Origin of the sequence: Arthrobacter zhaoguopingii (assembly GCF_009828595.1) — a bacterium.
GTDB classification, from domain to species: Bacteria; Actinomycetota; Actinomycetes; order Actinomycetales; family Micrococcaceae; genus Arthrobacter_D; species Arthrobacter_D zhaoguopingii.
The window spans coordinates 75780-102110 of the sequence record NZ_WPNY01000006.1 but is presented as its reverse complement, the minus strand read 5'-3'; the positions used below and the strand labels follow the sequence as shown (position 1 = coordinate 102110).

The window sequence follows — 26331 nt, the reverse complement described above, 5'->3', positions numbered from 1 at the left end:
GGCGATGCGGAAGTCCTCAGGGTGCCCGAAAGCGACCTCCGCGCCAGAAAACGACTGGCGCACCCGAAAGCGACCTCCGCGCCGGATAATTCCGGTGCGCTCGCCGCAATCGGGTGCGCTCGTCGCGATCAGGGTCCTTCACCGCAGGGGCGGCCGCCGCAGGATGCCCGCGGGATGTCCCTGCCGCCGCCTAGGGGCGCCGGTTGCCGAGGCGCTCCAGCAACCGCTCTTCGGCATGCTCCCCGGGCTTGATCCCGGATGGGATGCGGAACAGGAAAAACAGGCCAAGCACCCACCACAGGCCGAAGAGGATCCACGGCGGCGGGGTGAGCGATGCCGGCATGCCAGGCATGTACAGGCTCAGAAGTCCGACGCACAGCACGACGGCGGCCCACCCGATGATCAGGCCGCCTGACCCGTTGCCTCCCACGCGGAGCGGGCGCTCCATGCCGGGCTCGGTACGGCGGAGGATCACGAAGACGAGCGAGACCAGGATGTAGGCGACCACGATGCTCGGCGCGCCGGAATCGACAAGCCAGCCAAGCATTTGCTCACCGAAGAACGGTGCGATAAATGAAAGGGCGCCGATGAACATCAGCGCGTTCGCGGGGGTGCGGTACTTCGGGTGGAGCACCCCGAACCAGCGCGGGAGCATTCCGGATCGGGCCATCGAATACATCAGCCGTGACGCTCCGAGGAGCAGCGAGTTCCAGGACGTGAGAATTCCTGCGATGCCGCCGGCGATGAGTACCTGGGCCATGAAATCGGAGCCGAACATCGCACCCATGGCGTCGGCTGTGGCAATGTCGGCGCCGGCGAGGTCTCCGACCGGCATTGCGGAGGACGTCGTCAGGATCGTCATGACGTACCAGATCGTCGCGAGGATCACCGCGACGACGACCAGACGGCCGATCTGGCGGGCAGGGATATCCACCTCTTCGGCCGACTGGGGGATGACGTCGAAGCCAATGAAGAGGAAGGGCACGACGACGAGCACGCCGAAGTAGCCGGCGACGCCCCCGGCAAAGAGAGGCTCCATATTGGCGGTCGATCCGCCGGTGAAGGAGCCAAGGATGAGGATTGCTCCGATGAGGAGCAGGAACAGCACAACGAAGGTCTGGGCGACACCGGCCAGCTTGACCCCGCGGATGTTCACCCAGGTGATGACGACGGCGGCGACCGCGCCGACCAGTGCCCAGGTGAGGTGCACCTGATCCCCGGCAACCTCCCACAGCGGGATCCGGCTCAGGTCCGGGAACAGGTATTCGGCGGTGCGGGGAAGCGCGACGGCTTCGAACGCGACGATTGTGACATATCCGCCCGTGATCGCCCATGAACCAATGAAGGACCACCGCGGACCCATTCCGCGCAGCAGGAAGTTGTGCTCACCGCCCGCCTTCGGCATCGCGGCAGTGAGCTCGGCGTAGGTGAGGCCGACAACGCCCATGATGACGCCGCCGGTGACCATTGCGGCGACCGCGCCCAGGGTGCCCGCCGAGGTGATCCAGTCACCGGTGAGAACCACCCAGCCAAAACCGATCATTGCGCCGAAGCCAAGCGCCAGCGCGTCCCAGTTGCCGAGCACCTTCAGGAGGGAGGCTTCCTCCCCTTGGGCATGTGAAGTTTCAGCCATTTTCCGACACCTTCGTTCGGGGGTGCTTTCGCGCCCGGGGGTGGGCTTGGATCCCGAGGCCAGTCTAGGAGCAGGGCGGGCTGCGGAACAGCATCCCGCCCGGAAGAGTTCACCACGCCCGGAAACGACTGCCGCACCCGAAAGCGACCTCCGCGCAGGATTTTTCCGGTGCGCTCGTCGCAATCCGGTGCGTTCGCGGCGGAGAGTCGATGCGCTTCGCTAGACTTCCGAAGACCCGGTCCGGGAACGTGCTCCGGGCTCCGCCTCCATCCATCCCAGGACAGTCAATGCCCAAAAGCTCAACCCGGTCTCCCCGGATCGAAGATCTGGTGCTGCGGGACCTCGCAGTGCCCCAGGACGGTCCTCCCGAGGCGGGCGATCACCGCGAAGGTGAGCTGTACTCCGCCACCAGCCTCGACGGCTTGGACCTCGGCGGCATCTCCTTCAGCGAGTGCCTGTTCGAAGGGATCTCCCTCAATGAGACACAGCTGCGCGGGGCCCGGTTCCGCGAGTGCCGCTTCACCGAGCTGTTTGCCCCCGTCTTCGCCGCGGCCCGGAGCTCCTGGCGCAACGTCCGGCTCGAGGGCACCCGCTGGGGATCGGCCGAACTGTACGACAGCACGCTTGAATCGGTGCGGATCAGCGGCGGGAAGCTTGACTTCCTCAACCTCCGCAGCTCAACCCTCACCGATGTCGACATCTCGGACTGCATCATCGGCGACCTCGATCTCACCGACGCGAAGGGGGTCCGCGTCGCGCTGCGCAACTGCCGGATCAACACCCTCACCCTCACCGGAAGCAGGCTGCGGGACGTCGACCTGCGCACCACCGAGTTCCGGGCGCTCAACGGTCCGGACGGGCTGGGCGGGGTCACCATCGATTCCTACCAGTTGGGCCTCCTCGCGCCGATCCTCGCGGAGAACCTGGGCCTCCGCGTCGAGGGCTGAGCCCCCCGGGAGCGCCGTGCTCCAGTTCGGGCAGCCCGGTCCGCCGTGCGGCTATCGATCGCGCCGGGCCTGGTCCCGCGGGCGGGCGTCGGGGTCGTCAGACGTGGTATCGGAGGGGTCGCCTCCGGTCCGCGGGTCGGGGGCGGAAGTGTCCGGCGCGTGCTGCTCTCCCTGCGATGGCTGGAATTTCTGCGCCTTGTACTGATCCGAGGGGTGCGGTGCTGGAGGGGTGGAACCGGCGGCGCCAGGTGCGGTCGGGTAGTGGGCGGGAGCGGGCGCGTGGAGGTGCTGCCCCGCGTAGGGCGGCGGGTACTGACCGGCGGGAGCCTGGCCCTGCGGGTACGGCGGCGGGTACTGCCCGGCCGGAGCCTGGCCCTGCGGGTACGGCGGCGGGTACTGCCCGGCATTGGGCGCGAAGGCATACTGCCCGTAGGGGTACTGCGCGTAAGGCTGAATGGCCGGAACCGGCGCAGGAACGACCACCCGGTCCCGTCGGAGGCTGCCGGACCGGTCGAACATCCGGAGCACGACGACCGCAAAAGCCGCCGTCGTCAGCACCGAGATGCCGAGCCCGATGGCGGAGCCCTCCTTGGCATTGACGTCCACGAGGCCCACGGCGCCGAGCAGGAAGATTGTCGAGTTGTTGACGACGTGTGCAGCGATGGCCGCCTCGAGGCCGCCCGTGCGCCAGGTGATCCACCCCGCGAAGACGGCGAACAGGGCGACATCGAGCTGGCCCAGCAGGTCATAACCGTGACCCAGCACGAACAGCGGGACCGGCAGGAGGATCGCGAAGGCAGGATGGCGGAGCCAGCTGCCGACCGCCTGCATGAGGTAACCGCGGAAAACGTATTCCTCGGCGGCGGCCTGGAACGGCACGAGCAGGAGGGTCATCGCGATCAGGATACCCACCCGCGGACCCGCAAGGTCGAGGGTTGGCGGAACGTAGCCGGGAAACAGCGGCTCAAGGAGGAAGGACAGCGCGATGCTGAGCGAGTAGATGACGGCGGCAGCGGCGAGGCACCGGCCGAGCCATCCCCAGCGGATCCGCCCGTGGACCGAGGAAAGCAGCCCGATCGGCCGGGGCCCGGTGATCAGCGCCGCAAGGGCGAGCGCGGGAATCAGCAGGATGAGGGACACCATCGTGAAGCCGAACACGAGCGGGTCCGAGAGGTCGAAGGACTCAAGCCTTTCGAGGTAGGAGGCGCCCAGCGCCGGGTCGAGGCCGCCCCTGATCCCGCCGATGACGAGCACGATGAGCATGAATATCAGGTAGAAGATGGTGCCGAGCAGTCCGGTCAGCAGGGGCTTCCACCACCGGTGGCCGGCCCAGGAGCGGGTCAGGCGATGGAAGGGGAAGGCCTCGCCTGCCGGGGCGCCGGCCGGGTCTGCCGGCGGTTCCGCCCATCGGTTCGATGCCGCCACGGTCGACGGGCCTTCTGCAAATCGGTCCACTGTGTGCTTGTCCATCCCTCATTGAGACCGTGCCCGCGGTTCGGGTCCGTGCCTTCTTCTCCTTAACGGTAAACGTCGGCCAAAGTAGCCCGGGAATCGCGCCGCGACCGCACCTGACCGATGACGGTCACGATGCAGGTCAGGACGGCCGAGAGGGCGATCCCCGCCCACAGGTCGATCTTCAGGGCCGCGGCCCCCGCAACGGCGCCCGCCAGGATGAGGGCGATGGCGGCGGTTCGGCGCACCCAGAAGGGGCTCTTTCCCCCTGCGATCCTCGAGTCGGAGGCGAGCCCGGTGATGGTGGAGGTCACCACGACCGTGGTGATCTCGGCGACCTTCAGGCGTTTCGCGGTGGCGGCCTGGATCCCCATCACCAGGCCCAGGGCCGACGTCGTGATGCTTCCCAGGGTCTCGTCGCCGGCGACGTCGACAAGGGCCGTGACGACGGCGAGCGCGACCATCACCCCTGCCACCGCAGCCAGGGCGATAGTCGTCCGGCCCGACCAGCCCTCGGGCGCCCGGCGCAGCAGCCGCCCCGCGATGGCGGCCCCCACCATGAAGAAGACGAGCGCCAGGGCCGGCCGGAGCACGGGGAGGTCGCTGCCGCCGGCGAACGCCATCCCGAGGAGCACGACGTTGCCGGTCATATTGCCGGTGAACACCCGGTCCAGGCCGAGGTAGCCGACGGCATCGATGACGCCGGTGGAGAACGTCAGGACGAGCATCAACACCAGGTGCAGCCGGTCGGTGGACAGGGACGTCTTCTTCATGCGGTCCTCCAGGGGATGGCCGGCGGGAATCGGGGCAGGGGAGCGGATCCGTCCAGGTCCACCGGAGCGGGCCGCTGGGATGGGTCCGCTGAGACGGGTCAGCGGGTAGGGCGGCCCCGGTGGCGGTCCGGCAGCCCGGCCGGAACCAATCCGCCTGACCCGGCACCGGTGCTGCCGATGATCTTGTGAGGAACGTATACGAAGCATATCGTCGGAGCAGAGAAGATATCCGATACCAACGGGCCCCGCCGAGGGGAGGTCCGTCCACGCCCTGCCCGGGCCGAAAGGCGCTTCCATGACGTACACACCGGCTGGGGCCTTCACCACCCGTCCCACCCTGCAGGGAACTTTCGGCATGACCGCCTCCACCCACTGGCTGGCGACGGCCTCCGCGCAGGCTGTCCTGGAGCGCGGCGGCAACGCCTTCGACGCCGCGGTCGCGGGGGCTTTCGTGCTGCACGTGGTCGAACCCCACCTCAACGGCCCCGGCGGTGACATGACGGGCGTCTTCACCACCGCCGCGGACCCCACGCCGACCGTGCTCATGGGGCAGGGCCCCGCCCCGGCCGGTGCCACCCGGGAACACTACCTGGCCGAGGGACTCGAGCTGGTGCCGGGGGCGGGAGCCCTGGCGGCCGCGGTGCCCGGGGCCGTCGACGCGTGGCTGCTGCTGCTGCGCGACCATGGCTCGTGGGAACTCGGCGAGGTGCTGGCCTACGCGATCGGCTACGCCCGGAACGGGCACCCCGTCCTGGCCCGTGTCGGAGCCACCATCGCGACCGTCGCCGGGCTGTTCACCGAGCACTGGCCCAGCTCGGCAGCCCTGTGGATGCCGGACGGACGGCCGCCGGCTGCGGGGGAGATCATCACCAATGAGGCCTACGCGGTGGTCCTCGACGGGCTCGTCGGCGCCGGGTCCGGCGCCGCGACCCGCGAGGCACGGATCGACGCCGCCCGCGGCGAGTGGCGGACCGGGGTCGTGGCCTCGGCGGCCGTGGACTTCCTTTCCATCCCGCACCGCCATTCGTCCGGGACCGACCACGCCGGGGTGATCACCCGGCAGGACTTCGCCGATTTCGGGGCCGGGTATGAACCGGCGGCCACCTATGAGTTCCGTGGGCACACCATCGCCAAGACCGGACCGTGGGGGCAGGGGCCGGCGCTGCTGCAGACCCTGGCGATCCTGGAGGGGCTTCCCGATGACCACCTCGACCCCTCAACGGCACTCGGCGCGCACACCATCCTCGAGGCCCAGAAGCTCGCCATCGCAGACCGTGAGGCCTACTACGGTGACGCCGCGGTGCCCCTTCAGTACCTGCTCTCCGAGGAGTACGCGGCGCAGCGCCGGGCCCTGATCGGCGAGCGGGCCTCAACCGAATTCCGTCCCGGCAGTGTTCCGGACCACGAACCGTTCCTCCCGCCGCTGAGGACTGAGTACACCCCGCCGGCCGCCGCCGGGAGGCCCTTCGCCGGGGCGGGGGAACCGACCGTCTCCCGCGCCGGGGAGACCCGCGGCGACACCTGCCACATCGACGTCGTCGACCGCTGGGGGAACATGATCTCGGCGACCCCCAGCGGCGGCTGGCTCCAGTCCTCGCCGGCCATCCCCGAACTCGGCTTCTGCCTCGGTACCCGCCTGCAGATGACCTGGCTTGAGGACGGCGCCCCCTCAACGCTGCGCCCCGGCCGGCGCCCGCGCACCACCCTGACGCCCACCCTCGTCCTGCGGGACGGCGAGCCGGTGGTGGCCCTCGGCTCGCCTGGAGGGGACCAGCAGGACCAGTGGCAGCTGCTGTACCTGCTGCGCACCATCGTCGGGGGCTACACCCCCCAGGAAGCCATTGACGCGCCCTCGCTCCACACGACGTCGATTCCCGGCTCCTTCTGGCCGCGCACCTGGGAACCGGGTGGAGCGGTCGTGGAGGACAGGCTGGGGGACGAGGTCATTGCGGAGCTCGAACGCCGCGGACACGTCGTGACCCGGGCAGGGGACTGGTCGCTGGGGCGGCTCTCCTGCGTCACTGCCGATCCGGCCACCGGGATCCTGCAGGCGGCGGCCAATCCGCGCGGCGCGCAGGGATATGCCGCCGGCCGCTGACCGGCACCCGGCCGGCGCATCCCTGCCGGGCTATCCCGGGGGACTGTATGCAGGGGGCGGGCCGCCCGCCGGACGGCGCCAAGGGCAGCGCCCGCCGGCGGCCGGCCGCCCTAGAGGAAGGGGCGGAGCGGCGCGAGCACCGTCTCGCTGAACCTCGCCATGACGTGCCGGCTCTCCCACTCTTCGAGGGTGAGCAGGCGGGTGTTTGAGCTGTCGATCTCGAAGATCTGTTCCATGGTGCGGGCCAGATCCTTGTCGAAGATTTCGAGGTTGGTTTCGTAGTTGCCGGTCAGGCTCAGCCTGTCGATATTCGCCGTGCCCACCGTCGACCATTCGCCGTCCACCGTCGCGGTCTTGGCATGGATCATGGCGTTCTGGTACAGCAGGACCTGCACGCCGCAGCGCAGCATCGAGGAGTAAAACCCGCGCGAGAGGCAGTCGGCAACGACGTGGTTCGAGTCCTCGGGCAGGAGGACGCGCACGTCAACGCCGCGCAGGCTCGCCCGCAGCAGCGCGTCCATGATCTGCTGGTCGGGGATGAAGTAGGCGGTGGTGATGTAGATGGAGCGCGTGGCGCGGTTGATGGCATCGAGGTAGACCCCGCGGATCGGGAACACGAGGTTCGCCGGGATGTTGTTGACGGCCCGGATCCGGGGCTCCCAGAAACCGGCGCTGGTGTCGGCCATCTTCGCGTGCCGCTTCGCGCTCAGGTTCCAGACGCTGACGAAGGCCTGGCGCAGTTCCCACACCGACGGCCCGGTGATCGCCAGGTGGGTGTCCCTCCACTTGGTGGCGTACAGGGAACCGATGTTGTACCCGCCGACAAAGCCGATGGCGTCATCGACCACCATCAGTTTCCGGTGGTCAAGGCCGGTGCCCCGAATGTTGGTAAACAGCACCGAGGGGCGCAGGACCGGGAACCGGAACACGTGGACGTCCGGGTGGAACCGGTAGAACGAGGGGCGCACCACGAGGTTGGCGAAGCCGTCGTAGATCACGTGGACCTTGACGCCGCGGGCCGCCGCGGCGTTGAGGGCGTCACGGAATCGCCGTCCCATCGCGTCGCCCTTCCAGATGTAGGTCTCGAGCAGAATCTCGTGCTGGGCCTTCTCAATGGCCTGGATCATCGCGCTGAAGAGGTCTTCGCCGTAGGTGTAGACGGTCGTCGTGGACTCATTGATCGTCGTGGTGAAGGTACCGGGCCGGGGGAAGCCCTCCCGGGTCCGGCGGATGCGTTTCTGCACGGCGTCGATGAGGACGGCGGAGGCGATGGCGGCGGCCTGGACACCGAAGAAAAGGAGAGCGGCGCGGCGGAGGGCGGTGGTGGCAAACTCCATCACAACCCTGTGGTTCAGCGAGTCCATAACTAGAGCCTATCGTTCGGCCGCCCCGGTCCGGACCCGCACCCCGGAGCGCCCCGGCAGCGGCGCTAGTGCCCGCCGACCAGACGGGCCTCCGCTGTGGCCTTCGCCACCCCGTTGGTCCACGCGTAGCCATGCCCGGGCAGGACGATCTGGGCTCCGGTGCCCTCGAGCGCATCGAGGGAGGTGAGGGCCGCGGCGGTGTCCGCGGTCGCGGCCCGGGCCACGATCTGCGGGCCCCTCCGTCCGGTGTACGGGTCGAGGGTCACCAGCGCGTCACCGCTGATCAGCACGCCCCGCTCCGGGAAGGACAGCGCACAGTGGCCCAGGGTGTGTCCGGGGGAGGGAACCAGGACGGGGTTGCCCGGCAGGGCGGCGGCACTCGCGGAGGTCAACGGCTCAAGTTTTTTCACCCCACGCACCTTGAGGGCGCCGGCGGCCGCCATGCGGGCCAGCACCGGGACCGCCTGGGGATAGCGCACCGGGTACAGCAGCGGCGTCCTCTCCCGCTGGTAGCGGTAGGGGTGGGAGGCGATGTACGCGTCGTCGACGTGGCCGTAGACGGGGATTTGATGCTGGAGCCGCAGGTATTCGGCGAATCCGAGGTGGTCGAAATGACCATGGGTAAGCACCACGGCCCGCACGTCGGCGAGGCTCCTGCCCAGGCTGCTCAGCGCACCGATGAACTTCTGCCGCGTGCCCGGCAGCCCTGCGTCGACGAGGAGCAGGCCCCCGCCATCCTCGACCAGGTAGCAGTTGGTGTGTGCGTGGGCGATGCGGTGGATTCCGTCGGCGACATTCGGCGTGAGCATGTTGGATCCTCCCTGGGGCCAAGCCGGAAAAATCCAAGCCAAGCAGTGCGCGCGGGAGTTCCGCAAGGAGCATTCTTTCTAAACCCGTACTTGCCCGATACGTTGGAGGGGTAGTCGATTTCACGCCGATGTGCCGGCGCGGGCGCCGGCCGCCGGGACCTTCCGGGGCGGATGCTCCGGAGCCGGCGCGAGTCCAGAAGCGGTGGGTCCTGATCGGCTGATAAATTCGAAGACCAACCCCTGTTACGCGAAAGGGCGGCTATGTCCGAATCCAGCCCCAGCCCCATCAAGCAGATCATGATTGCTGCAGCAGACCTCGAACAAGCAGAGTTCGAGCGCGACCGGCTGGCCCTGCTGTACCGGGATCTGGTGGTTGAGGCCTTCGGGGCGGGGGAGGAGCCGGGCGCGCTGTCCGAAGCCACCGGGATTCCCGAGGCCGAAATCCTTCGGATCGCAGCGCTGGTGACTCCGGCCGAGCGCAGCCGGGAGGCCTCGCCCCGGTAGCCCTCCGGGTGGCGGAAAGCCCCTGTAGACGCGGGGGCCGCCGGACCGTCAGCCCTTGTTGCCCGTGGTGGCGATCCCCTCGACGAAGTGCCGCTGGCCGATAAAGAAGAGGATGATCATCGGCACTGTGGTGATCACACTCGCCGTCACCACCAGTTCCCAGTGCCAGTCCCCGCCGAACCCGAACTGATCGAGCAGCGCCTTGAGCCCGCGGGGGACAGTGAAGGTCGAACTGTCCCGCAGGTAGATCAGGGGGCGCATCAGGTCCGTCCAGGCCGCCTGGAACTCGAAGAGCAGGGTGACGACGAGGGCGGGCTTGCACAGCGGCAGCGCGATGCGCGAGAACATGTGCCAGTTGTTTGCCCCGTCCACGCGGGCGGCCTCGAACAGCTCGCGCGGCAGCCCCAGGAAGAACTGGCGCAGCAGGAAGATGTAGAACGCGCTGCCGAAGAGGTTGCCCGCCCACAGCGGGGTGAGCGTGCCGACCTGGCCCAGGCTGTTCCAGATCAGGAAGGTCGGAATCATGGTGACCGCGCCGGGGAGCATCATGGTCGCCAGGACCAGGCCGAACAGCACATTGCGGCCCCGGAACCGGAAGAACGCGAAGCCCCACGCCACCAGCGCACTGGAGATGGTGACGGTGGTGGCGGCCAGCACCGTCACCAGCACGGTGTTGCCCAGCCACAGCGCGAGCGGAGCCTCCTGCCAGACGGTCAGGTAGTTCTCGAACGTGAACGACTTCGGGATCAGGCGGTTGTCGAAGACCTCGGAGCGGGGCTTGAACGAGGCGCTGATCAGCCACAGCAGCGGATAGGTGAAGACGACCGTCGCGGCGCCCAGTGCCAGCCAGGTGAGCACCCGGGCCACGGGGCTGCGGCGGGCACCCGCCCGGCCGGTGCGCCGCGGCGCCGGCGCCACCGCCGCGGGAGCGCCGTCGGCGGGGCGGACCGGCGCAACCGGCGGCAGCTGGGACGGGCCGGCCTGGAGATCAGCCATCGTTGTTCCCGCTTTCGTAGTAGACGAACCTCCGGCTGACGACCATCTGGATCACCGTGACGATCAGGACAATGACGAACAGCACCCAGGCCATGGCCGAGGCGTAGCCCATGTGGAGGAATTCGAAGGCCTGCTGAAACAGGTAGATCGAATAGAACAGGGCGGCGTCGTTGCTGTAGGTGGTGTTGCCCGAGCCAAAAAACGCGGTGTACGCCTCGGTGAAGGTCTGGAACCCGGCGATCGTGTTGATGATGACGAGGAAGAACAGGCTTCCGCTGATCATCGGCAGGGTGATGGCACGGGTGACCTGGAAGCCGTTGGCGCCGTCGACCTTCGCCGAGTCGTAGAGTTCCTGCGGCACATCGCGCAGCGCCGCCAGCAGGATGATCACCGAGGACCCGAGGGTCCACAGGCTCATCAGGATGAGCCCTGGCTTGATCCAGGACGGGTCGGTGGTCCACGCCGGACCATCGATGCCGAACCAGCCGAGGAACCCGTTGACCAGGCCGTTCTGCCCGTTGAACAGCAGGAGCACCAGGATGCCGATGGCCACCGGGGGTGTCATCTTCGGCAGGTAGAAGACCGTCCGGAAAAACCCGGAGGCGCGCCCGGCCCGGTTCAGCAGCAGTGCCAGCAGCAGCGACACGATCACGTGCGCCGGCACCGAGATGGCGGTGTAGATGAAGGTGTTGCGCAGCGACAGGGCGGTCTTGGGGTCCTCGAAAAGCTCGGCATAGTTGGCCGTGCCCACGAAGTTCGGGTTGTTGATCACGTCGTAGTCGGTGAGCGACAGGTAGGCGCTGTAGATGACCGGCCAGAGCGTGAAGATGAGGAAACCGGCGATCCACGGGCTGATGAACAGCAGTGCGGCGCGCCGGGCGCGGCGGCGGTTCCGCCGCTGGCCCGGCCGGAGCACCGGCTTGGCGGCCCGAGGACCCCGCAGCGGGGCGGCCTGCGAGCTCATCTCCTATTCCTCGTCCCAGGAGCTCCAGGCCTCGTCAAGAGCCTGCTGGGCCTCCTCCTGCGCCTGGTCGAGGGCTGCCTGGGGTTCCTGCTGGCCGTTGAGCACCCGGTTCACCGCGTCCTCCCACGCCGTCTCGAATTCGGCGTCGGCGGGGCTGGCCGGCAGGGCGAAGGACGCCTCATTGGCCTCGTAGGAGGCCTCAATGGCCGCGTCCCACTTGGGGTCGGAGCCCACCTTGACGAACTCTTCCTTGATCCGCTCGTCGGCGGCCTGGTTGCCGGTGAACAGCCCCGTGAACGGCTTGCCCTCCTCGGCGCGCATGTCGGCGCGGGCAGTGGCGGCCTCCATCCAGGTGTCGACCTTGGTCATGTGCTCGATGAACCGGCAGGCGGCCTCGGGGTTCGAGCTTCCCTTCGGGATGGCCCAGGCCGACCCGCTGGAGTAGCTCATGGTCTCGCCCGAGGTGTCCTTCAGGGTGGTGAATGCCATGGGGGCGTCCGGCGAGACGTCGTTGAGGATGTTGACGTACCACTGTTCCATGGGCATGGCCCCGAGCGTGTTGGAGGCGAACTGGTTTCCCTCCCCGAAGAAGTCGGCCGAGTCCCGGAACGCCTTGACGGCGCTGAACCCGCCCTGCTTCTCGTAGATCTCCGAGGCGAATTCTAGGGCCTCAACGACGGCGGGGTCGTTGAGCTGGGCTTTGCGTCCGTCCGCGGAGATGATGTCGGCACCGTTGGCCTTGGCCCAGATGGGAAGAAACTCGGGCAGCTTCGTGTCGTAACCGATGACGCCCAGCTTGCCCTCGTTCTTGACGAGCGTGTCCGCGGCCCTGCGGATCCCGTCCCAGTCGGACCCGTCGATGTCCTCGACGCTGAGGCCCTGTTCCTCGAGCAGTGTCGAGTTGCCCATGACGATCTGCACCTGGTTGAACTCGGGTACGCCGTAGACCTCGTCCTCGAAGGTCACCTGGCTCATCGCCGCGGCCCGGAAATGGTCGACCTGAATGCCGTGGGCGTTGATGCACTCGTTCAGGGGCATGATCGCCCCCCGGGAGGCGAAGGTCCCAAGCTGGTTGCGGTTGGCGTAGATCAGGGCAGGCGGCTCCCCGGAGGCGACGGCGGAGAGGAACTGCTGGATGTCCAGGTCGCCTTCGACCAGGCTCACCTTCACGCCGTCGAGCTTCTCCTCGGCCGACTTCACGCGCGTTTCGCCGATCTCGTCGGTCGCGCCGAAGCCCATGATGTTCAGTTCCCCGGAGACCTCGGCCTCCGGGTCGAACTGGCTGTCTTCGGTTGTCTGGGAGCCGCCCGTACCGGTGGCGCACGCCGAGAGTGCCAGCCCTAACGCTGCCGCAATGGCCAGTGACTTTCGAGTCTTCATACCCGCCCCTTCGCTTCGAACGTCCCGGACGGCTCGAGGAGTGGGTTTTCAACCTCCGGTCGACGCGGGACTACCGTGTGAAGTCAGCATAAGCACTTCTATCCGAAATACCTAAGGCGGCTTACTGTCAGCAGGCTTGGCGTGCGCGCCGGTATGGCGGGAGGCGGTTACTTCCGCTTTTTCGGCGAGTCGAGGATGAGGCCCAGGGCGATGCCGAGCATCCAGACGTCCTTGGCGACAGGGGTTCCGGCCTGGGTCGGGCGAACCCCGTCCTTCTCGGTCATTCCCTCGGTCTTGAGGTACATCGCAAGAAGACCTGCAGAGAAGCCCGCCAGAGCCAGGCCGGCGAGCCGGCTGGGGACGAACGGCACGAGCAGGAGGCCGCCCAGGCTCATCTCCACCGCCGAGAGGATCTTGCCGAACTTCTCCGGGTCGAGCTGGCCGACCTGGGGGAAGACGCCGGCGGCCATCTGCTGCATGTACGCGGCGCTCTCCTCATCGAGGCCGCGCTTGCCGATTCCGGCGTTAAGGATGAAGGCGCCGGTGGCCACCCGCGGGGGGATGTGGCTGAGTTTGATAACCATTGGATGGTCCTACTTTCGGTCGAAACTTCCGCGGATTTCCGCCACGGTTCTGGTGCTGAAACCCACGGCGGAGCCACGGGCTGGATCGAGCCTACGGGGGTCCCGAAGGCGAATCCAGCATACCGCCGAAGGTGACGCCGGACGGCGCGGGAGACCGCTGCGGACGGCCGTCCGGCGTTGCTTAAGGGGCCCCTGAGACGGCTGGTGAAATGGAATCTTCGCTGAAACCTGCCTATGGTGGAGGCCGCCGTTCACCGATAAAGCGGCCTGGTTTCCTCCCGCCGCGACCCCGCGCGGGCAGTTCCCCCAAGGTGAAAAGGGTACGAATGTGACCGATTTCCTCGTCGACAGGATCGACTCGATCCTCTTCTCGAGCTGGCAGCACTTCTCCCTCGTGGTGCAGTGCCTGCTGCTCGCAGCGGTGGCCGCCGTCGTCCTGGCCACGCTGGTCTACCGCAGCCCCACCCTCTCGGCCCTCGTAAATGGTATTTCCGCGATCGGCCTCACGATTCCGGCCTTCGCTCTGATCGGCCTGCTGATCGCCCCTCTCGGCTTCGGGGTGGGCCCGGCGGTGATCGTCGTGGCGTTCTTCGCGGCGCTTCCCATCCTGCGCAACGCCGTGGTCGGACTGGCCGGCATCGACCAGTCCCTGGTGGAGGCAGCACGCGGCATCGGCATGGGCCGGATCCGCACGCTCGTCCGGATCGAACTTCCCCTGGCCTGGCCGGTCATCCTGACCGGGATCCGCGTATCGGCGCAGATGGTGATGGGAATCGCCGCGATCACCGCCTACGCGCTCGGCCCCGGCCTCGGCGGCCTCATCTTCTCCGGGCTCTCCCGGCTCGGCGGAGCGAACTCGTTCGAGTCGGTCGCCACCGGCGTTCTCGCCGTCATCGTGCTTGCCCTTGTCCTTGACCTGCTTCTCGTCGGCCTCGGCCGGCTCACAACCCCGCGAGGTATCCGTGTCTGAAACGTTCACTCCCTCCCCGGCCGCCGGAGCGGCGGCGAAGCCGATCACCGGCGCCAGCATCCTCCTCGACACGGTCACCAAGCGGTACCCCGGCCAGGAGAAGCCCGCCGTCGACGGGCTCACCATGGAGATCCCCGCGGGGAAGATCGTGATGCTCGTGGGCCCGTCCGGCTGCGGCAAGACGACAACGCTGAAGATGATCAACCGCCTGATCGAACCGAGCGAAGGCCGGATCGTGCTCGACGGCGACGACGTCACCCGGATCGACGGCGACGCCCTGCGCCGCCGCATCGGGTACGTCATCCAGGCCGGAGGACTGTTCCCGCACATGAGCGTCGCTGCGAACATCGCCCTCGTTCCCAAGATGCTCGGCTGGAGCAAGGAGCGCATCGCCGCCCGCGTCGACGAACTGCTCGAGCTGGTCTCCCTCGACCCCGACCGCTACCGCGACCGGTTCCCGCGCGAACTCTCCGGCGGACAGCAGCAGCGCGTGGGGGTGGCCCGCGCCCTCGCCGCCGATCCGCCGGTGCTGCTCATGGACGAACCGTTCGGCGCGGTCGACCCCATCACGCGGCAGCGCCTGCAGGATGAACTGCTCAACATCCAGAGCGAACTGCAGAAAACGATCGTCTGCGTCACCCACGACTTCGACGAGGCGGTAAAGCTGGGCGACTGGATCGCGATCTTCAACGAAGGCGCCCAGCTCGTCCAGTACGACACCCCCGAACGCATCCTCGCCGAGCCCGCCAACGAATTCGTCGAAAACTTCATCGGCTCCGGTGCCGGCCTCAAGCAGCTGACCCTGACCCGCGTGGACGAGGTCGAGGTCGCGGACGCAGTCGTGGCCCGCCCCGGCGACCTCGCCACCGACGTGCTCTCACGCATGGACGCCATCGGGCATAACCACTCGGTCATCGTCGATGAACGGAACCGTCCCCTGCAGTGGCTCTCCCGCCGGCAGCTGAGCCGGCTCGAGCGGGTCGGTGCCGAACGCGACCCGCGGCTGCCCGTCGTGGGGAACCGTGCCACCCTCAATGACGCCCTCGACACCATGCTCGTCTCGAGCGTCGGGGCGGCGCTGGTGACCGGCCCCCGCGACACGTTCCGCGGGGTGATCAACGTCGACACCGTCATGGACGCGATCGGACGGGCACACCGGCACGCCCGCACCGCGCACGCCGAGGGCCGCCCGGTCGGAGTGAACACCGGCACGCTCGAGGCCGTGCAGGCCAGCGGCGCCCCCGGCCTGCCGGCGGCCGGCCTGACCGGACCGGAGCGCACCGGTGAGTGAGCCGACGCGCACCGCGGTCCCGGCAGGGCAGGAGGCAGCCATCCGCGCCGACGCCGCACCCCTGTCCTGGCGGCCGCTGCTGCTGCAGCTCGCCGGGATCGTCGTCGTCGGCGTGCTCCTGGCTCTCTGGCTTGCTGCCGCCGAGCTGACCGACACCGAACGGACCACCCTGAGCCCCTCATCGCTCCTTGACTACACCCGTGAGCACCTGGCCCTGACGGGCCTGGCGGCGTTGATCGTGCTGTTAACCGCCATCCCGCTGGGCATCCTCCTCACCCGCAGGGGTCTTCGGCGCTTCAACGGACCGATCCTCGCCGTTGCCAACTTCGGCCAGGCGGCACCGGCCATCGGGCTCATCGTGCTCCTCGCCGCCTGGCTGGGATTCGGTTTCCGTGCCGCCGTTGTGGCGCTGGTGCTCTACGCCATCCTTCCGGTGCTGCGCAACACGATGATCGGACTCAACCAGGTCGACACCCGGCTCGTCGAGGCCGGCAGGGGAATGGGGATGAGTGCCCTGGCCGTGCTCGTGCGGGTCGAACTTCCCCTCGCCGTGCCGATCATGCTGGCCGGTATCCGGACCGCCCTGGTCCTGCTCGTCGGTACCGCGGCCCTCGCCACCTTCATCAACGGAGGGGGCCTCGGCATCCTCATCACGACCGGGGTCAACCTCAACCTTCCGCGCGTCCTGGTGGCCGGATCGGTGATCGTGGCGCTGCTGGCCCTGTTCGTCGACTGGCTCGGGCGCGTCGTCGAGCACGTCGCGCGGCCGAAAGGACTTTGACATGCGCCAGAACCCCATCCGCCAGAACCCCATCCGCCAGAACCCCATGCGCCAGAACCCCTTCCGCCGGCCCCGTGCGGCGGCCTTCCTCGCCGCATCGGCTGCGCTGCTCGTCTCCGGGTGCGGTCTGCAGCCCGCCACCTCCTACGTTCCAGAGGCCGGGCCGGGCTCGATCGAAGTCCTCGAGGGTGCGGAGGGCGAGCCGCTGACGGTGACGTCGAAGAACTTCACCGAGCAGCTCATCCTCGGCAAGATCTCGGTGCTCGCCGCCTCCGCGGCGGGCTTTGAGGTCACGGACCTCACCAACGTGCCGGGCAGCCAGCCCGTGCGTGAACTGCTCCTCTCCGGAGATGCGGACGTGACCCTCGAGTACACCGGCACCGCGTGGCTGACCTACCTTGGCCAGGAGTCCGGCATCCCCGACCAGGAGGAGCAGTGGCAGGCAGTTCACGACGCCGACCTCGACAACAATCTCATCTGGGGACGGCCGGCGCCGCTGAACAATACCTACGCGCTGGCTGTGCGCACCGAGGCACTTGCGGATCTGGGGAACATCACGAAGATCTCCCAGCTGGCCGAACTGCCCGTGGAGGAGCGCACCTTCTGCATCGAGTCCGAATTCAACTCCCGCTCGGACGGCATGAACCCCCTGCTCAAGCATTACGGGCTGACCCGCGGCGCGCCGGACGGGGTGCCGGATGCCAACATCGGGATCTACGACACCGGTGCTGTGTACTCCGCGACCGACAGCGGCGACTGCAACTTCGGTGAGGTGTTCTCAACGGACGGCAGGATCGACGCGCTCGACCTCACGGTGCTCGAGGACGACCGCATGTTCTTCCCGGCCTACAACGTCGCCCCGGTATTCGGCGCGGAGGTCCTCGAGGAGCACCCCGGCCTGGAGGAGGTCTTCGCCCAGATCGCCCCGGAACTCACCGACGAGACGATGCGCCAGATGAACCTCCTGGTCGACGTCGAGGGTCAGGAGCCCGCCGACGTCGCCTTCGACTTCATGGTCGAGAAGGGCTTCATCTCGGATCCCGGGGAGGGCTGAGCCTGGAGGTAGAGGTGCGCCTTAAGTTTTCCGACTTGCCGTGCCTCATTCACCTCACGGGTGCCTGCGCTCTGCTTTGATGGAAGGAAGTTGGGTTGTAGGACGCAGTCAACTACCAAGAAGGTTGCCATGGAGTACCGGACGGCCGAACATCCGAGGCCGCAGCATTTCATCCTGCATCTGAGCGACACCCACCTGGTGGGAGGTCCCGGCCCCCTCTACGGGGCGGTGGACAGCGAGGAGCGGCTGCGCCGGATCTTCGCGGACCTCACCGCCTCCGGGGCCCGGCCCGATGCCATCGTGTTCACGGGGGACCTCGCCGACAAGGGCGAGCCCGGCGCCTACGAGAAGCTGCGGGCGATCGTCGATCCCGCCGCTGACCGCCTCGGGGCGAAAGTGGTGTGGGCGATGGGCAACCACGACGACCGCGCCAGCTTCCGCGAGGGCCTCCTCGACGAAGCACCGTCCGCCGGGCCCGTCGACCGCTCCTACGACGTCGACGGGCTGCGGATCATCACCCTCGACTCGAGCGTCCCGGGCCACCACCACGGCGCGCTCAGCCGCAGCCAGCTGCTGTGGCTGGCCAACGAACTGCTCACCCCCGCCCCGCACGGCACCATCCTGGCCCTGCACCACCCGCCGGTGCCCAGCGTCCAGGACCTCGCGGTCCTCGTGGAGCTGCGCGGGCAGCGGGAACTGGCCGAGGTGGTGCGCGGCTCGGACATCCGGGCCGTCATCGCCGGACACCTCCACTACTCGACCACGGCAACCTTCGCCGGGGTCCCCGTCTCGGTCGCCTCGGCCACCTGCTACACCCAGGACCTGCTATTCGACGGCGGCGGGACCCGGGGCCGCGACGGCGCCCAGTCCTACAACATGGTCCACGTCTACGAGGATACGATCGTGCATTCGGTGGTCCCGTCCGGCCAGTACACCGCGGTGGGCGAGACCGTCCCCCGTGCCGAGACCCGGCGGCGCCTCGAGGCGGCGGGGGTGCGGATCGCCGAGGCGGCCCCGGCCCGCCAGTTCAGCGGTGTCTGACCAGTTCAGGAGAGTCTGACCAGTTCAGGAGAGTCTGACCGGTTCAGCAGGGTCTGACCGGCCTCCGGAACAGGTCAGCGCCGGGGCCGCGGCACGCAGAACAGGGTCCGCGGGTCCTGAAGCAGGGCCGGGCGGCCGAAGTCGCCCCGGCGCACCCAGCCGTCGAGGGCCAGCCCGCGCAGCAGGACATCCTCCGCCAGCAGCACCGGCCCGGCGGTGCCGGTGCGGAACCGCTCCGGGTCGGCACCGGCGAGCACCACCGTGTCGCCGTCGGCGATGCCGTGCTCGAAGACCGCGAGCTGGCGCTCCCACTTCGGGGCCGCCCGGCCGCCGGGGGCCTGCAGCGGCATCCGCAGGGCCGCATCGGAGTCCACCGCGGGGACGGCGTCGGACCGCCAGACCCAGACCCGGCCGCCGGCGGGTTCGGCCGGAAGGATCTCCCGATCGGGCTCCGGCCACAGGTAGGGCAGGTCCTCCGGAACGCCGGGGAAGCGGTCCCGGTAGATCTCCGGGGCCTTCTGGATCAGGTTCGACTGGTGGCTCAGATGCACGCCGGCGTTCCCGAGCCACGGGGGGAGCGGAACTTCCTGCGGATCGGCGTCGGGGGCAAATTCCCGGATCAGCGGGCCCGTCGTATCGGCGTGCCCACGCGAGACCCACTCCTGAACCATCGCCAGGCCGTAAAGGCTCAGGGCCGGCACATAGCCCATCCACATCCGGATGGCCGGGTGCCGCTGCCACCCGTAGTCGGGGATGACGAGCGCCCGCAGCGCCTGCAGCGTCTCGACGCGCTGCTTGCCCAGCCGTGCCTGGTCGAGCGCGGCGGCGCTGGCAGCGAAGTCCGGGTACGGCAGGAACGTCTGCATGGAGCAAGTCTGGCACGGTCCCGGGGCAGGACGGGCTACTTCTCCCAGGGCGCCTTGACCGGGAAGTACTTCTCGAGGAACTCCGTGACGAGCCGCGCCCGCTCGTCGGCGGGCACCTCGGGAAAGCTTCCGTCATTGAGGCAGAAGAAGTCGAAGTTGCGCTTGTCGAGCATCTTGTTGAGGCTCTTCAGGCCCGACCGCGCCGTGGTGTCGATGTACTTCACCCGCGCCATCTCCTGGGTGACCGCCCGCCCGGTCAGCAGCGAGTAGTAGTGGTAGAGCGAGTTGGTGACGGAGATGTTGTCCTTCGCCCGGAAGGTGGAGGCGGCGGTGGCCTTGAACTCCGCGGCGAACTCCTCCTCCATCTCCAGCAGCACGCTCTTGCGCAGGGGAGCCGCCGTGTGCTCGAGGTGCCGGGTCGTGATCCGGCCGAACCGCTCGTGGAGCAGCCGCCGGTTCACGCGCGCCGCGTTCTCGAAGCCGCTGCGCTCGGCGTCGTTATCGCCGAGGCCGATCCGGGTGTCGGCCTCGATGAACTTGGTGATCCCCCCGGGGGAGAAAAACATGTCAGGGGCAACCGGGCGGCCGAAGAACATGTCGTCGTTGGAGTAGAGGAAGTGCTCCGCGAGCCCGGGGATGTGCTGCAGCTGGGCCTCGACGGCCTGCGAATTGTGGGTCGGCAGCACCGAGGGATCCGAGAAGTGCTCTTCGGCCCGCACCAGGGTCACCGAGGGGTGGTCCGCCAGCCACTCCGGGCGCTGGGAATCGGTGGCGATGAAGATCCGGCGCACCCAGGGGGCGAACATGTAGACCGAGCGCAGCGCGTACTTCAGCTCGTTGATCTGGCGGAAGCGCGCCTCGTGGTCGTCGCCCTCACCGACGACGGCGCCCTTCATCCGCGCGGCGCGCGCCGCCTGGTATTCCGGGCTGCTGCCGTCGACCCAGGAGAAAACGAGGTCGATGTCGAAGCCGATGTCCGAGGCGTGGTCGGCGAACATATTGTCGATGGTGGGCCACTTCAGGCCGTGGCGCTCGACGGATCCGCGCACCGCCTCGGCCGCCGGCACGGTGCGTCGGGTCAGCGAATTCTCCACCGGGAGTTCGATGTTGTCGGCGTGAAGGGCCCACAGTTCGATCTGCACGCCGGCGGAGGGCCCGTAGGCCAGCCCGCCGATCGGTTCGATGCGGGGACGGAACAGCCGGTAGATGCGGGCCTTGCGGCTGTGCGAAAGGGACCCGTCCGCGACCAGCAGGGTGGTGCGGCGCTTGGTGTCGACGGTGCGTGAATAGAAGGGTTCGTTCCGGCACGCCTCCACCAGGGCCGCGCGCAGCCGCTCCTGGTCCTTGACATCGATGGCGATGACGGGACGTTCGTCATTGCCGCGAACCAGCAGGAACTCGATGCGGGCGGCATCGAGGGCAGCACGGATGAACAGCAGGTCCTCGACCATGGCCTCGTGCGGGGTGCGGTCGGAGTTGATCAGGGTGAAGCGCCGCTTGACGGTGGTGATGTCGGAGCGGTCAGTGAAACGGGCGACTGCCGCACGGGAGGCGGACTCGAGAATCTCGGCTTCGTTCTCCGGCTCGGGAGCGCCGAAATAGATGTCGTGTTGAGCAGCCGTGTCTGTAATCGTTGCCTCCGCGCAGATGGGTGTGGATATCCCATGATAGAGCCTGCGGGCGGCTGCTCCTCAAGGCGCCGGTCCGGCCCCGGGTGCGGTACGCGGGCGCGCGGCACCCGGGCGTATCGGCCCCGGATACGCGGGCCTAGTAGGTGCGGTAGAGCTCCCCGACCGGGACCTCGGCGTCGAGCCGGTTCTCGGGCCCCGGCAGCGGGCACGCCCACGCCTCGTCGTAGGCGCACGAGGCGTTATAGCAGAAGTTCAGGTCGATCACGATGCTGCCGGGCTGGCGGCCCTGGCCCAGATGGGCGCCCTTGATGGTGTCGAGCAGGTACCGCCCGCCCCCGTAGGTTCCGCCGTCGCGCCCCGCAGTGGTGTCGCGCAGGGGAAGGAAGATTCCGCCGCCGTAGGACTGGAGGCGCCACAGTGCGAGCTGTCCCAGTCCCGGCAGCACGACGCTGCCCAGCCGCTGGAAGGGCACGGTGCCGTCGGTGCCCGTCTCGACGTCCCGAACCTCACCCGCTCCCTCGTCGCTGACTGCGGCCTCGAACCGGTAGGCCGGGTCGTAGTCGGCCATGGCGACCCCCGAGAAGCGCTCCTTCGCCGCATCGTCGAGGGGCGAGGCCGGGTGGGTGCCCAGCAGGTGGTCCCGGCCGGCCCGCCACAGGGCGTGGGCCGCCTCGGGGGAGTCCTCGGCGGCGCTGCGGCGCACCTGCCCGTAGAGCCGAAACACCGATTTTCGCCAGTCCGCCGTGTCGAGGGCGGTGGTGAGCAAGGTCATGGGTTCAGGGTACCTCCGCCCCGCGCGGGCGCACGGACTATGACACCGTCCTGCGTACTGTGGGGACGGTGACCCTTGGGATTTTTCTGGTCGTGCTCGGCGCCATCTTCGCCGGAGCCGTGGCCCAGCGCATCGCCGGCCTCGGCTTCGCCCTGCTCATCGCCCCGTTCCTCGTGCTGATCCTCGGCCCCCACGAGGGCGTGCTGCTGGTGAACATCTGCGGGGTGGTGTCCTCGGCGATCATCGTCGGACGGGTCTGGCGCGACATCGACTGGAGCATGTTCCGGTGGCTGACCGTTCCCTCCCTCTTCGGTTCGGTCCCGGGCTCGCTCATCGCCGTCACCGCCCCCGCGGCGCCGCTGGCGGTGACCGTCGGCGCCGTCGTGCTCGCCGCCCTGTCCATCTCCCTGGTGCTGCAGCGCTCCGACGTCGTCGTCCGGGGTAATGTGCCCAAGGTCCTGGCCGGGTTCGGTGCCGGGCTCACCAACTCGATGGCAGGGGTCGGCGGACCGGCGGTGAGCGCCTACGCCGTCCTCGCGAGGTGGCCGCAGCGGCCCTTCGCGGCGACCCTGCAGCCCTTCTTCGTCGTCATCGGGCTGGTGACCCTCGCAATCAAACTCCTGCTTGACCCGGCCCAGGCCCCGGTGCTCGACCCCTGGATGTGGGGAGCCATCGGCGGAGCCATCCTCGCCGGCATCTTCGCCGGAGAAAAGCTCGGGCGCTTCGTGCGCGACGACACCGCCCGCTTCGCCGTCGTCGTCATCGCCTTTATCGGGGCCGGGCTGGCCACCGCCCGGGGGATCGCGGACCTGCTCGGCTAGCCTGCGCGTGCCGCCGGGCCGCGTCGGTGGGCGGAGCCGGCCGGAGCCGGTGGCACCATTGAAGGGATGAAACTTCCACGCCGGAGACCGACAGCCGTTCCCATGCCCCTCTGGCTGCAGGGGGTGTTCGAACTCGGCCAGGCCGCAGCGATCTCCGCGGCCCTGGTCCTGATCCCGGTCGCCGCGGTGTGGCTGACCGGCGGATTCGCCGACCGGGACGCCGTCTCCGCGGCGCAGTCGGCGGGCCACGCCTGGCTGGTGATGCACGGAGTGCCGCTGGTGCTCACCTTCCCGCCGGGGACGGTGATCGCCGGCACGACCTCCGGCCTGCTGCACGCCGTTCCGCTCGGCCTGGTGCTCGTGCCGTTCCTCCTCGCCTGGCGTGCCGGGCGGCGCCTTGCCCGCGCCTCCTACACCGACCAGCTGTGGCAGGCCGTTCTTGGGGCGCTCGGCATCTACGCGGTGGTCGGCGCCGCCGTGGCCTACTTCTCGACCAACGCCGACGTGACCGTGTCCCTGACGGCGGGTGCGCTGATCCCGCCGGTGTCGGCGGGCCTCGGGATCGTCACCGGCGCCTACCGTGAGGCCGGTGCCTGGAGCCGCCTGATCGGCGTGGACCTCGCCTCCTGGATCGCCCGGACAAGCCAGCACTCGCGCTGGGCCGGATCGTACGCCTGGTCCGTGGTGCGCTCGGCCTTCCTCGGCGTGCTGGCGGCCACCGGCCTGGCGGCGCTGCTGCTCGCCGCCGCCGTGGCCCTTCACTGGACCGAAGTCATCACCGTGTATGAACGCCTTGAGGCAGGGATCGCCGGGTCGACGGCCCTGACCCTCGGGCAGCTCGGCCTGCTGCCGAACCTCGTGGTGTGGACCCTGGCCTGGGCCTCGGGGGCAGGGTTCGCCCTCGGCACCGGCAGCTCGCTCACGCCAATGGCAAGCACCGTCGGTCCCCTCCCCGCCGTCCCGGTGCTCGGGGCGCTGCCGGCCGGGACCCTCGAATTCGGCATCGCCGCCCTGGCCCTGCCCGTGGTGGCGGGCCTGCTGGCAGGATGGTGGTTCTTCCGGGAGGGCGAGAACCACTTCGATGAGTGGCTGAGCCTCAAGACCTCGGCCCGCTGGCTGACCTCGATCGTCTCCACGGTGTGCCTCGGACTCTTCGTGGGTCTCCTCGCGGGCCTTGGCGGGGCGGCGCTCGCCCTGCTGTCGCGGGCATCGCTGGGCATCGGCCGCCTAACCGACCTCGGCCCGGACCCGCTCGCGGTCGCCCTGTGGCTGGGTGCCGAGGTCGGGATCGGCGCTGTGCTCGGCTACGCCATGGCGCCGCTGCTGGAGCGCGAACCGCAGCGCCCGGACGCCTGACCGGCCCTTAGCGGAACGCCCGCCTCATTCCGGAAGCATTCCGTTGAGGGTCAGCAGCCGGTCCTGGCACACCCGTTCGGCCGCGAGGGTCAGGGCGGTGTCGATGCAGTCCTCGTAGTCCGCGGTGACCGGCCACAGGGCGATCAGGACGGCGGTGGAGAGGGCGAGGAAACCGGCGAGGCCCACCCCCACCGCGGCGGTGACGCGCACCAGCCCGCCCAGCCGGCGCCGCACCGCGCGCACCAGGGTCGCGATTCCCAGCACGAGGGCCAGGACACTGAACCCCAGGCCCAGAACCTTGAACGGCAGGTCGAGGGAACTGGTGGCCACCGCCGCCACAAGGCTGACCAGGAACCACAGCGGGAGTGCCCGGGAACCCTCCTCCGGCGCGGGCTTCGCCCCGGGGGAGGGCCGGCCGGCGGGGACCCCGTGCGGGCGGTCGGATGGGTCGTTGGACGGGCGGTTGGATGGGCCGTCTGACGGTGGTGCGGGCCGCTGTTTCATCCTCCAACCCTAGCCGCTGCGGTTTACGCCAAGCCGACCGCGCCGCCTACAGTGGAGCAATGCGCATCGTCCTCCTGGTCTCCGGCACGGGGTCCAACCTCCAGGCCGTCATCGACGCGGTCGCCTCCGGCGGCCTCAACGCCGAAATCGCCGCCGTCGGCGCCGACCGCCCCGGAACCCTTGGCGTCGAGCGGGCGGCGCGGGCCGGAATCCCCACCTTCGTCGTCGACTTCGCGGACTACCCGGAGCGCTCCGGCTGGAACGACGCGCTGGGGGAGGCGGTCGCCTCCTACGCCCCCGACTACGTGGTCTCCTCGGGGTTCATGAGGATCGTCGACCAGGGCTTCCTCGACCGGTTCCCCAACCGCTACCTCAACACCCACCCCGCGCTGCTGCCGAGCTTTCCCGGCGCCCACGGGGTCCGCGACGCGCTCGCCTACGGCGTCAAGGTCACCGGGTGCACGGTGATGATCGCCGACGCCGGCGTGGACACCGGCCCCATCCTCGCCCAGGCGCCCGTCGCGGTCCTCCCGGACGACACCGAGGAGACTCTTCACGAACGCATCAAGGTCGAGGAGCGCAGGCTCCTGATCGAGACCCTCCGGACGCTCGGGGGCACCCGGTGAACGCCCTCGTCGCGAACGCCGTCTACGTCGACGGCCGCCGCAGGATCGACCCCGACAACCTCGACTCGACCTTCGAGGCGATGCGCGAGACCGGCGGCATGGGCTGGATCGGCCTGTACCGCCCCGACCGCGCGGAGATCCAGGCCGTGGCCGAGGAGTTCGGGCTGCACGAACTGGCCGTCGAGGACGCCGCCAACGGCCACCAGCGGGCGAAGCTTGAGCGCTACGGCGAGACCCTCTTCGTGGTGCTGCGCCCCGCCCGCTACCTCGACCGCGAGGAGAAGGTCGAGTTTGGCGAGCTCCACGTCTTCGTGGGCGCCGACTTCGTCGTCACCGTTCGGCACGCCGAGTCCCCGGACCTCGGTACCGTGCGCGACCGCATGGAGGCGAGCCCCGACCTGCTGGCGATGGGCCCCCAGGCGGTGCTGTACGCAATCCTCGACGAGGTCGTGGACGAGTACCTGCCGGTGGTGAACGGGCTTGAGAACGACATCGACGAGATCGAGAACGAACTCTTCGGCGGCGACCCCGGGGTGTCCCGGCGGATCTACGAACTCCACCGGGAGGTCATCGAGTTCCAGCGGGCCACCCAGCCGCTGCAGGCCATCATCGAGTCGCTGCAGCGCGGTTCCACTGCCTTTCGGGGCGAGGGGGAACTGGCCCGTCGCCTGCGCGATGTGCTCGACCACGTGCTGCGCATCGTGGAGCGGGTCAACACCTTCCGCACCCTGCTGCAGAGCCTGCTGGCCGTCCACTCCACGCTCGTGGCCCAGCGGCAGAACGAGGAGATGACCCGGCTGACGGAGACGTCGCTGGCCCAGAACGAGGAGGTCAAGCGGATCTCCTCCTGGGCGGCGATCCTCTTCGCCCCGACCCTCGTCGCCTCGATCTACGGGATGAACTTCGATGTCATGCCCGAGCTGCACTGGGTCCTGGGCTACCCCTTCGCGCTGCTGCTCATGATCGCCATGGGTGTAGGCCTCTACTGGGCCTTCCGCCGCCGGAAGTGGCTCTAGCTTCGGACGTTTCCGATCCGGATGCGATGTCCGTCACATCGGATCAGTTCTCCTGACTTGTTGCTCGAAGCCACCGATAGTGTGGACCGGGCGGAATC

25 protein-coding genes are annotated in these 26331 nt (G+C 68.9%); 12 read left to right on the top strand and 13 right to left on the bottom strand.

Annotation, left to right across the window (positions count from 1 at the left end; genetic code table 11):
- Window positions 1-190: 190 nt before the first annotated feature.
- Window positions 191-1633 (bottom strand): APC family permease, encoded by a 1443-nt coding sequence (locus GVV86_RS09900; protein ID WP_159802683.1) that lies wholly within the window; start codon window positions 1631-1633, stop codon window positions 191-193.
- Window positions 1634-1920: 287 nt separating this feature from the next.
- On the opposite strand from GVV86_RS09900, the gene GVV86_RS09895 reads away from it, so the two are divergent.
- Complete coding sequence (locus GVV86_RS09895) at window positions 1921-2580, top strand: pentapeptide repeat-containing protein (protein WP_159802682.1); 660 nt, start codon at window positions 1921-1923, stop codon at window positions 2578-2580.
- Window positions 2581-2631: 51 nt separating this feature from the next.
- Here GVV86_RS09895 and GVV86_RS09890 read toward each other — a convergent pair whose 3' ends face one another.
- Together GVV86_RS09890 and GVV86_RS09885 are read right to left on the bottom strand one after the other, a co-directional pair.
- A complete protein-coding gene (locus GVV86_RS09890; protein ID WP_159802681.1) occupies window positions 2632-4050 on the bottom strand; it encodes a CPBP family intramembrane glutamic endopeptidase in 1419 nt (472 codons plus the stop codon).
- Between the two features lie 47 nt (window positions 4051-4097).
- A complete protein-coding gene (locus GVV86_RS09885) occupies window positions 4098-4805 on the bottom strand; it encodes a YoaK family protein (protein WP_159802680.1) in 708 nt (235 codons plus the stop codon).
- A 295-nt stretch (window positions 4806-5100) separates the two neighbouring features.
- Here GVV86_RS09885 and GVV86_RS09880 point away from each other — a divergent pair, with 295 nt between their 5' ends.
- Window positions 5101-6903 (top strand): gamma-glutamyltransferase family protein, encoded by a 1803-nt coding sequence (locus GVV86_RS09880; protein ID WP_159802679.1) that lies wholly within the window; start codon window positions 5101-5103, stop codon window positions 6901-6903.
- Window positions 6904-7013: 110 nt separating this feature from the next.
- Here the strand turns inward: GVV86_RS09880 and GVV86_RS09875 are convergent, their stop codons facing one another.
- Both GVV86_RS09875 and GVV86_RS09870 read right to left on the bottom strand, forming a co-directional pair.
- Window positions 7014-8267, bottom strand: a complete 1254-nt coding sequence (locus tag GVV86_RS09875; protein ID WP_159802678.1) for a phospholipase D-like domain-containing protein — start codon at window positions 8265-8267, stop codon at window positions 7014-7016.
- A 65-nt stretch (window positions 8268-8332) separates the two neighbouring features.
- Window positions 8333-9076 carry an MBL fold metallo-hydrolase gene (locus GVV86_RS09870; protein ID WP_159615527.1) on the bottom strand — a complete coding sequence of 248 codons (744 nt, stop codon included), beginning with the start codon at window positions 9074-9076 and terminating at the stop codon, window positions 8333-8335.
- A gap of 261 nt (window positions 9077-9337) precedes the next feature.
- Between GVV86_RS09870 and GVV86_RS09865 the strand changes: the two genes are divergently transcribed.
- A complete protein-coding gene (locus tag GVV86_RS09865) occupies window positions 9338-9580 on the top strand; it encodes a hypothetical protein (protein ID WP_159615529.1) in 243 nt (80 codons plus the stop codon).
- Window positions 9581-9628: 48 nt separating this feature from the next.
- Here the strand turns inward: GVV86_RS09865 and GVV86_RS09860 are convergent, their stop codons facing one another.
- The 4 genes from GVV86_RS09860 to GVV86_RS09845 all read right to left on the bottom strand — a co-directional run bounded on the left by GVV86_RS09860 (window position 9629) and on the right by GVV86_RS09845 (window position 13504).
- On the bottom strand, window positions 9629-10576 hold the full coding sequence (locus GVV86_RS09860; RefSeq protein WP_159802677.1) for a carbohydrate ABC transporter permease: 948 nt from the start codon (window positions 10574-10576) through the stop codon (window positions 9629-9631).
- Window positions 10569-11540, bottom strand: coding sequence for a carbohydrate ABC transporter permease (locus tag GVV86_RS09855; protein ID WP_159615533.1), 972 nt, complete (start codon window positions 11538-11540; stop codon window positions 10569-10571). The genes GVV86_RS09860 and GVV86_RS09855 overlap by 8 nt, the downstream gene beginning before the upstream one ends.
- Window positions 11541-11543: 3 nt before the next feature.
- The gene (locus GVV86_RS09850) at window positions 11544-12920 is read right to left on the bottom strand and encodes an extracellular solute-binding protein (RefSeq protein ID WP_159802676.1); all 1377 of its coding nucleotides are present in this window, start codon (window positions 12918-12920) and stop codon (window positions 11544-11546) included.
- Between the two features lie 167 nt (window positions 12921-13087).
- Window positions 13088-13504: a hypothetical protein gene (locus GVV86_RS09845; protein ID WP_159802675.1), complete on the bottom strand. Its 417-nt coding sequence runs from the start codon at window positions 13502-13504 to the stop codon at window positions 13088-13090.
- 328 nt (window positions 13505-13832) lie between these two features.
- Between GVV86_RS09845 and GVV86_RS09840 the strand changes: the two genes are divergently transcribed.
- From GVV86_RS09840 to GVV86_RS09820, 5 genes are all read left to right on the top strand, one after another.
- Window positions 13833-14474: an ABC transporter permease gene (locus GVV86_RS09840; protein ID WP_159615537.1), complete on the top strand. Its 642-nt coding sequence runs from the start codon at window positions 13833-13835 to the stop codon at window positions 14472-14474.
- Window positions 14467-15765 (top strand): ATP-binding cassette domain-containing protein, encoded by a 1299-nt coding sequence (locus GVV86_RS09835; RefSeq protein ID WP_246669943.1) that lies wholly within the window; start codon window positions 14467-14469, stop codon window positions 15763-15765. The genes GVV86_RS09840 and GVV86_RS09835 overlap by 8 nt, the downstream gene beginning before the upstream one ends.
- Window positions 15766-15805: 40 nt before the next feature.
- A complete protein-coding gene (locus GVV86_RS09830) occupies window positions 15806-16546 on the top strand; it encodes an ABC transporter permease (protein ID WP_201291426.1) in 741 nt (246 codons plus the stop codon).
- A 1-nt stretch (window position 16547) separates the two neighbouring features.
- Complete coding sequence (locus GVV86_RS09825) at window positions 16548-17600, top strand: glycine betaine ABC transporter substrate-binding protein (RefSeq protein WP_425483323.1); 1053 nt, start codon at window positions 16548-16550, stop codon at window positions 17598-17600.
- Between the two features lie 129 nt (window positions 17601-17729).
- Window positions 17730-18641 carry a phosphodiesterase gene (locus GVV86_RS09820; protein ID WP_159615541.1) on the top strand — a complete coding sequence of 304 codons (912 nt, stop codon included), beginning with the start codon at window positions 17730-17732 and terminating at the stop codon, window positions 18639-18641.
- Between the two features lie 74 nt (window positions 18642-18715).
- Here the strand turns inward: GVV86_RS09820 and GVV86_RS09815 are convergent, their stop codons facing one another.
- From GVV86_RS09815 to GVV86_RS09805, 3 genes are all read right to left on the bottom strand, one after another.
- Window positions 18716-19507 (bottom strand): MSMEG_6728 family protein, encoded by a 792-nt coding sequence (locus tag GVV86_RS09815; protein ID WP_159802674.1) that lies wholly within the window; start codon window positions 19505-19507, stop codon window positions 18716-18718.
- 35 nt (window positions 19508-19542) lie between these two features.
- Window positions 19543-21072, bottom strand: a complete 1530-nt coding sequence (locus GVV86_RS09810; protein ID WP_425483330.1) for a stealth family protein — start codon at window positions 21070-21072, stop codon at window positions 19543-19545.
- A 202-nt stretch (window positions 21073-21274) separates the two neighbouring features.
- Window positions 21275-21910: a DUF1684 domain-containing protein gene (locus GVV86_RS09805; RefSeq protein ID WP_159802673.1), complete on the bottom strand. Its 636-nt coding sequence runs from the start codon at window positions 21908-21910 to the stop codon at window positions 21275-21277.
- A gap of 68 nt (window positions 21911-21978) precedes the next feature.
- Here GVV86_RS09805 and GVV86_RS09800 point away from each other — a divergent pair, with 68 nt between their 5' ends.
- Complete coding sequence (locus tag GVV86_RS09800; RefSeq protein ID WP_201291420.1) at window positions 21979-22731, top strand: sulfite exporter TauE/SafE family protein; 753 nt, start codon at window positions 21979-21981, stop codon at window positions 22729-22731.
- 66 nt (window positions 22732-22797) lie between these two features.
- On the top strand, window positions 22798-24087 hold the full coding sequence (locus tag GVV86_RS09795) for a cell division protein PerM (protein WP_159615551.1): 1290 nt from the start codon (window positions 22798-22800) through the stop codon (window positions 24085-24087).
- Between the two features lie 24 nt (window positions 24088-24111).
- Here the strand turns inward: GVV86_RS09795 and GVV86_RS09790 are convergent, their stop codons facing one another.
- Window positions 24112-24591 carry a hypothetical protein gene (locus GVV86_RS09790; RefSeq protein WP_159802672.1) on the bottom strand — a complete coding sequence of 160 codons (480 nt, stop codon included), beginning with the start codon at window positions 24589-24591 and terminating at the stop codon, window positions 24112-24114.
- A gap of 59 nt (window positions 24592-24650) precedes the next feature.
- Here GVV86_RS09790 and purN point away from each other — a divergent pair, with 59 nt between their 5' ends.
- Window positions 24651-25217 (top strand): phosphoribosylglycinamide formyltransferase, encoded by a 567-nt coding sequence (gene purN, locus GVV86_RS09785; protein WP_159802671.1) that lies wholly within the window; start codon window positions 24651-24653, stop codon window positions 25215-25217.
- A complete protein-coding gene (locus GVV86_RS09780; RefSeq protein WP_246199553.1) occupies window positions 25214-26233 on the top strand; it encodes a magnesium and cobalt transport protein CorA in 1020 nt (339 codons plus the stop codon). The genes purN and GVV86_RS09780 overlap by 4 nt, the downstream gene beginning before the upstream one ends.
- The last annotated feature ends 98 nt before the right edge of the window (window positions 26234-26331 follow it).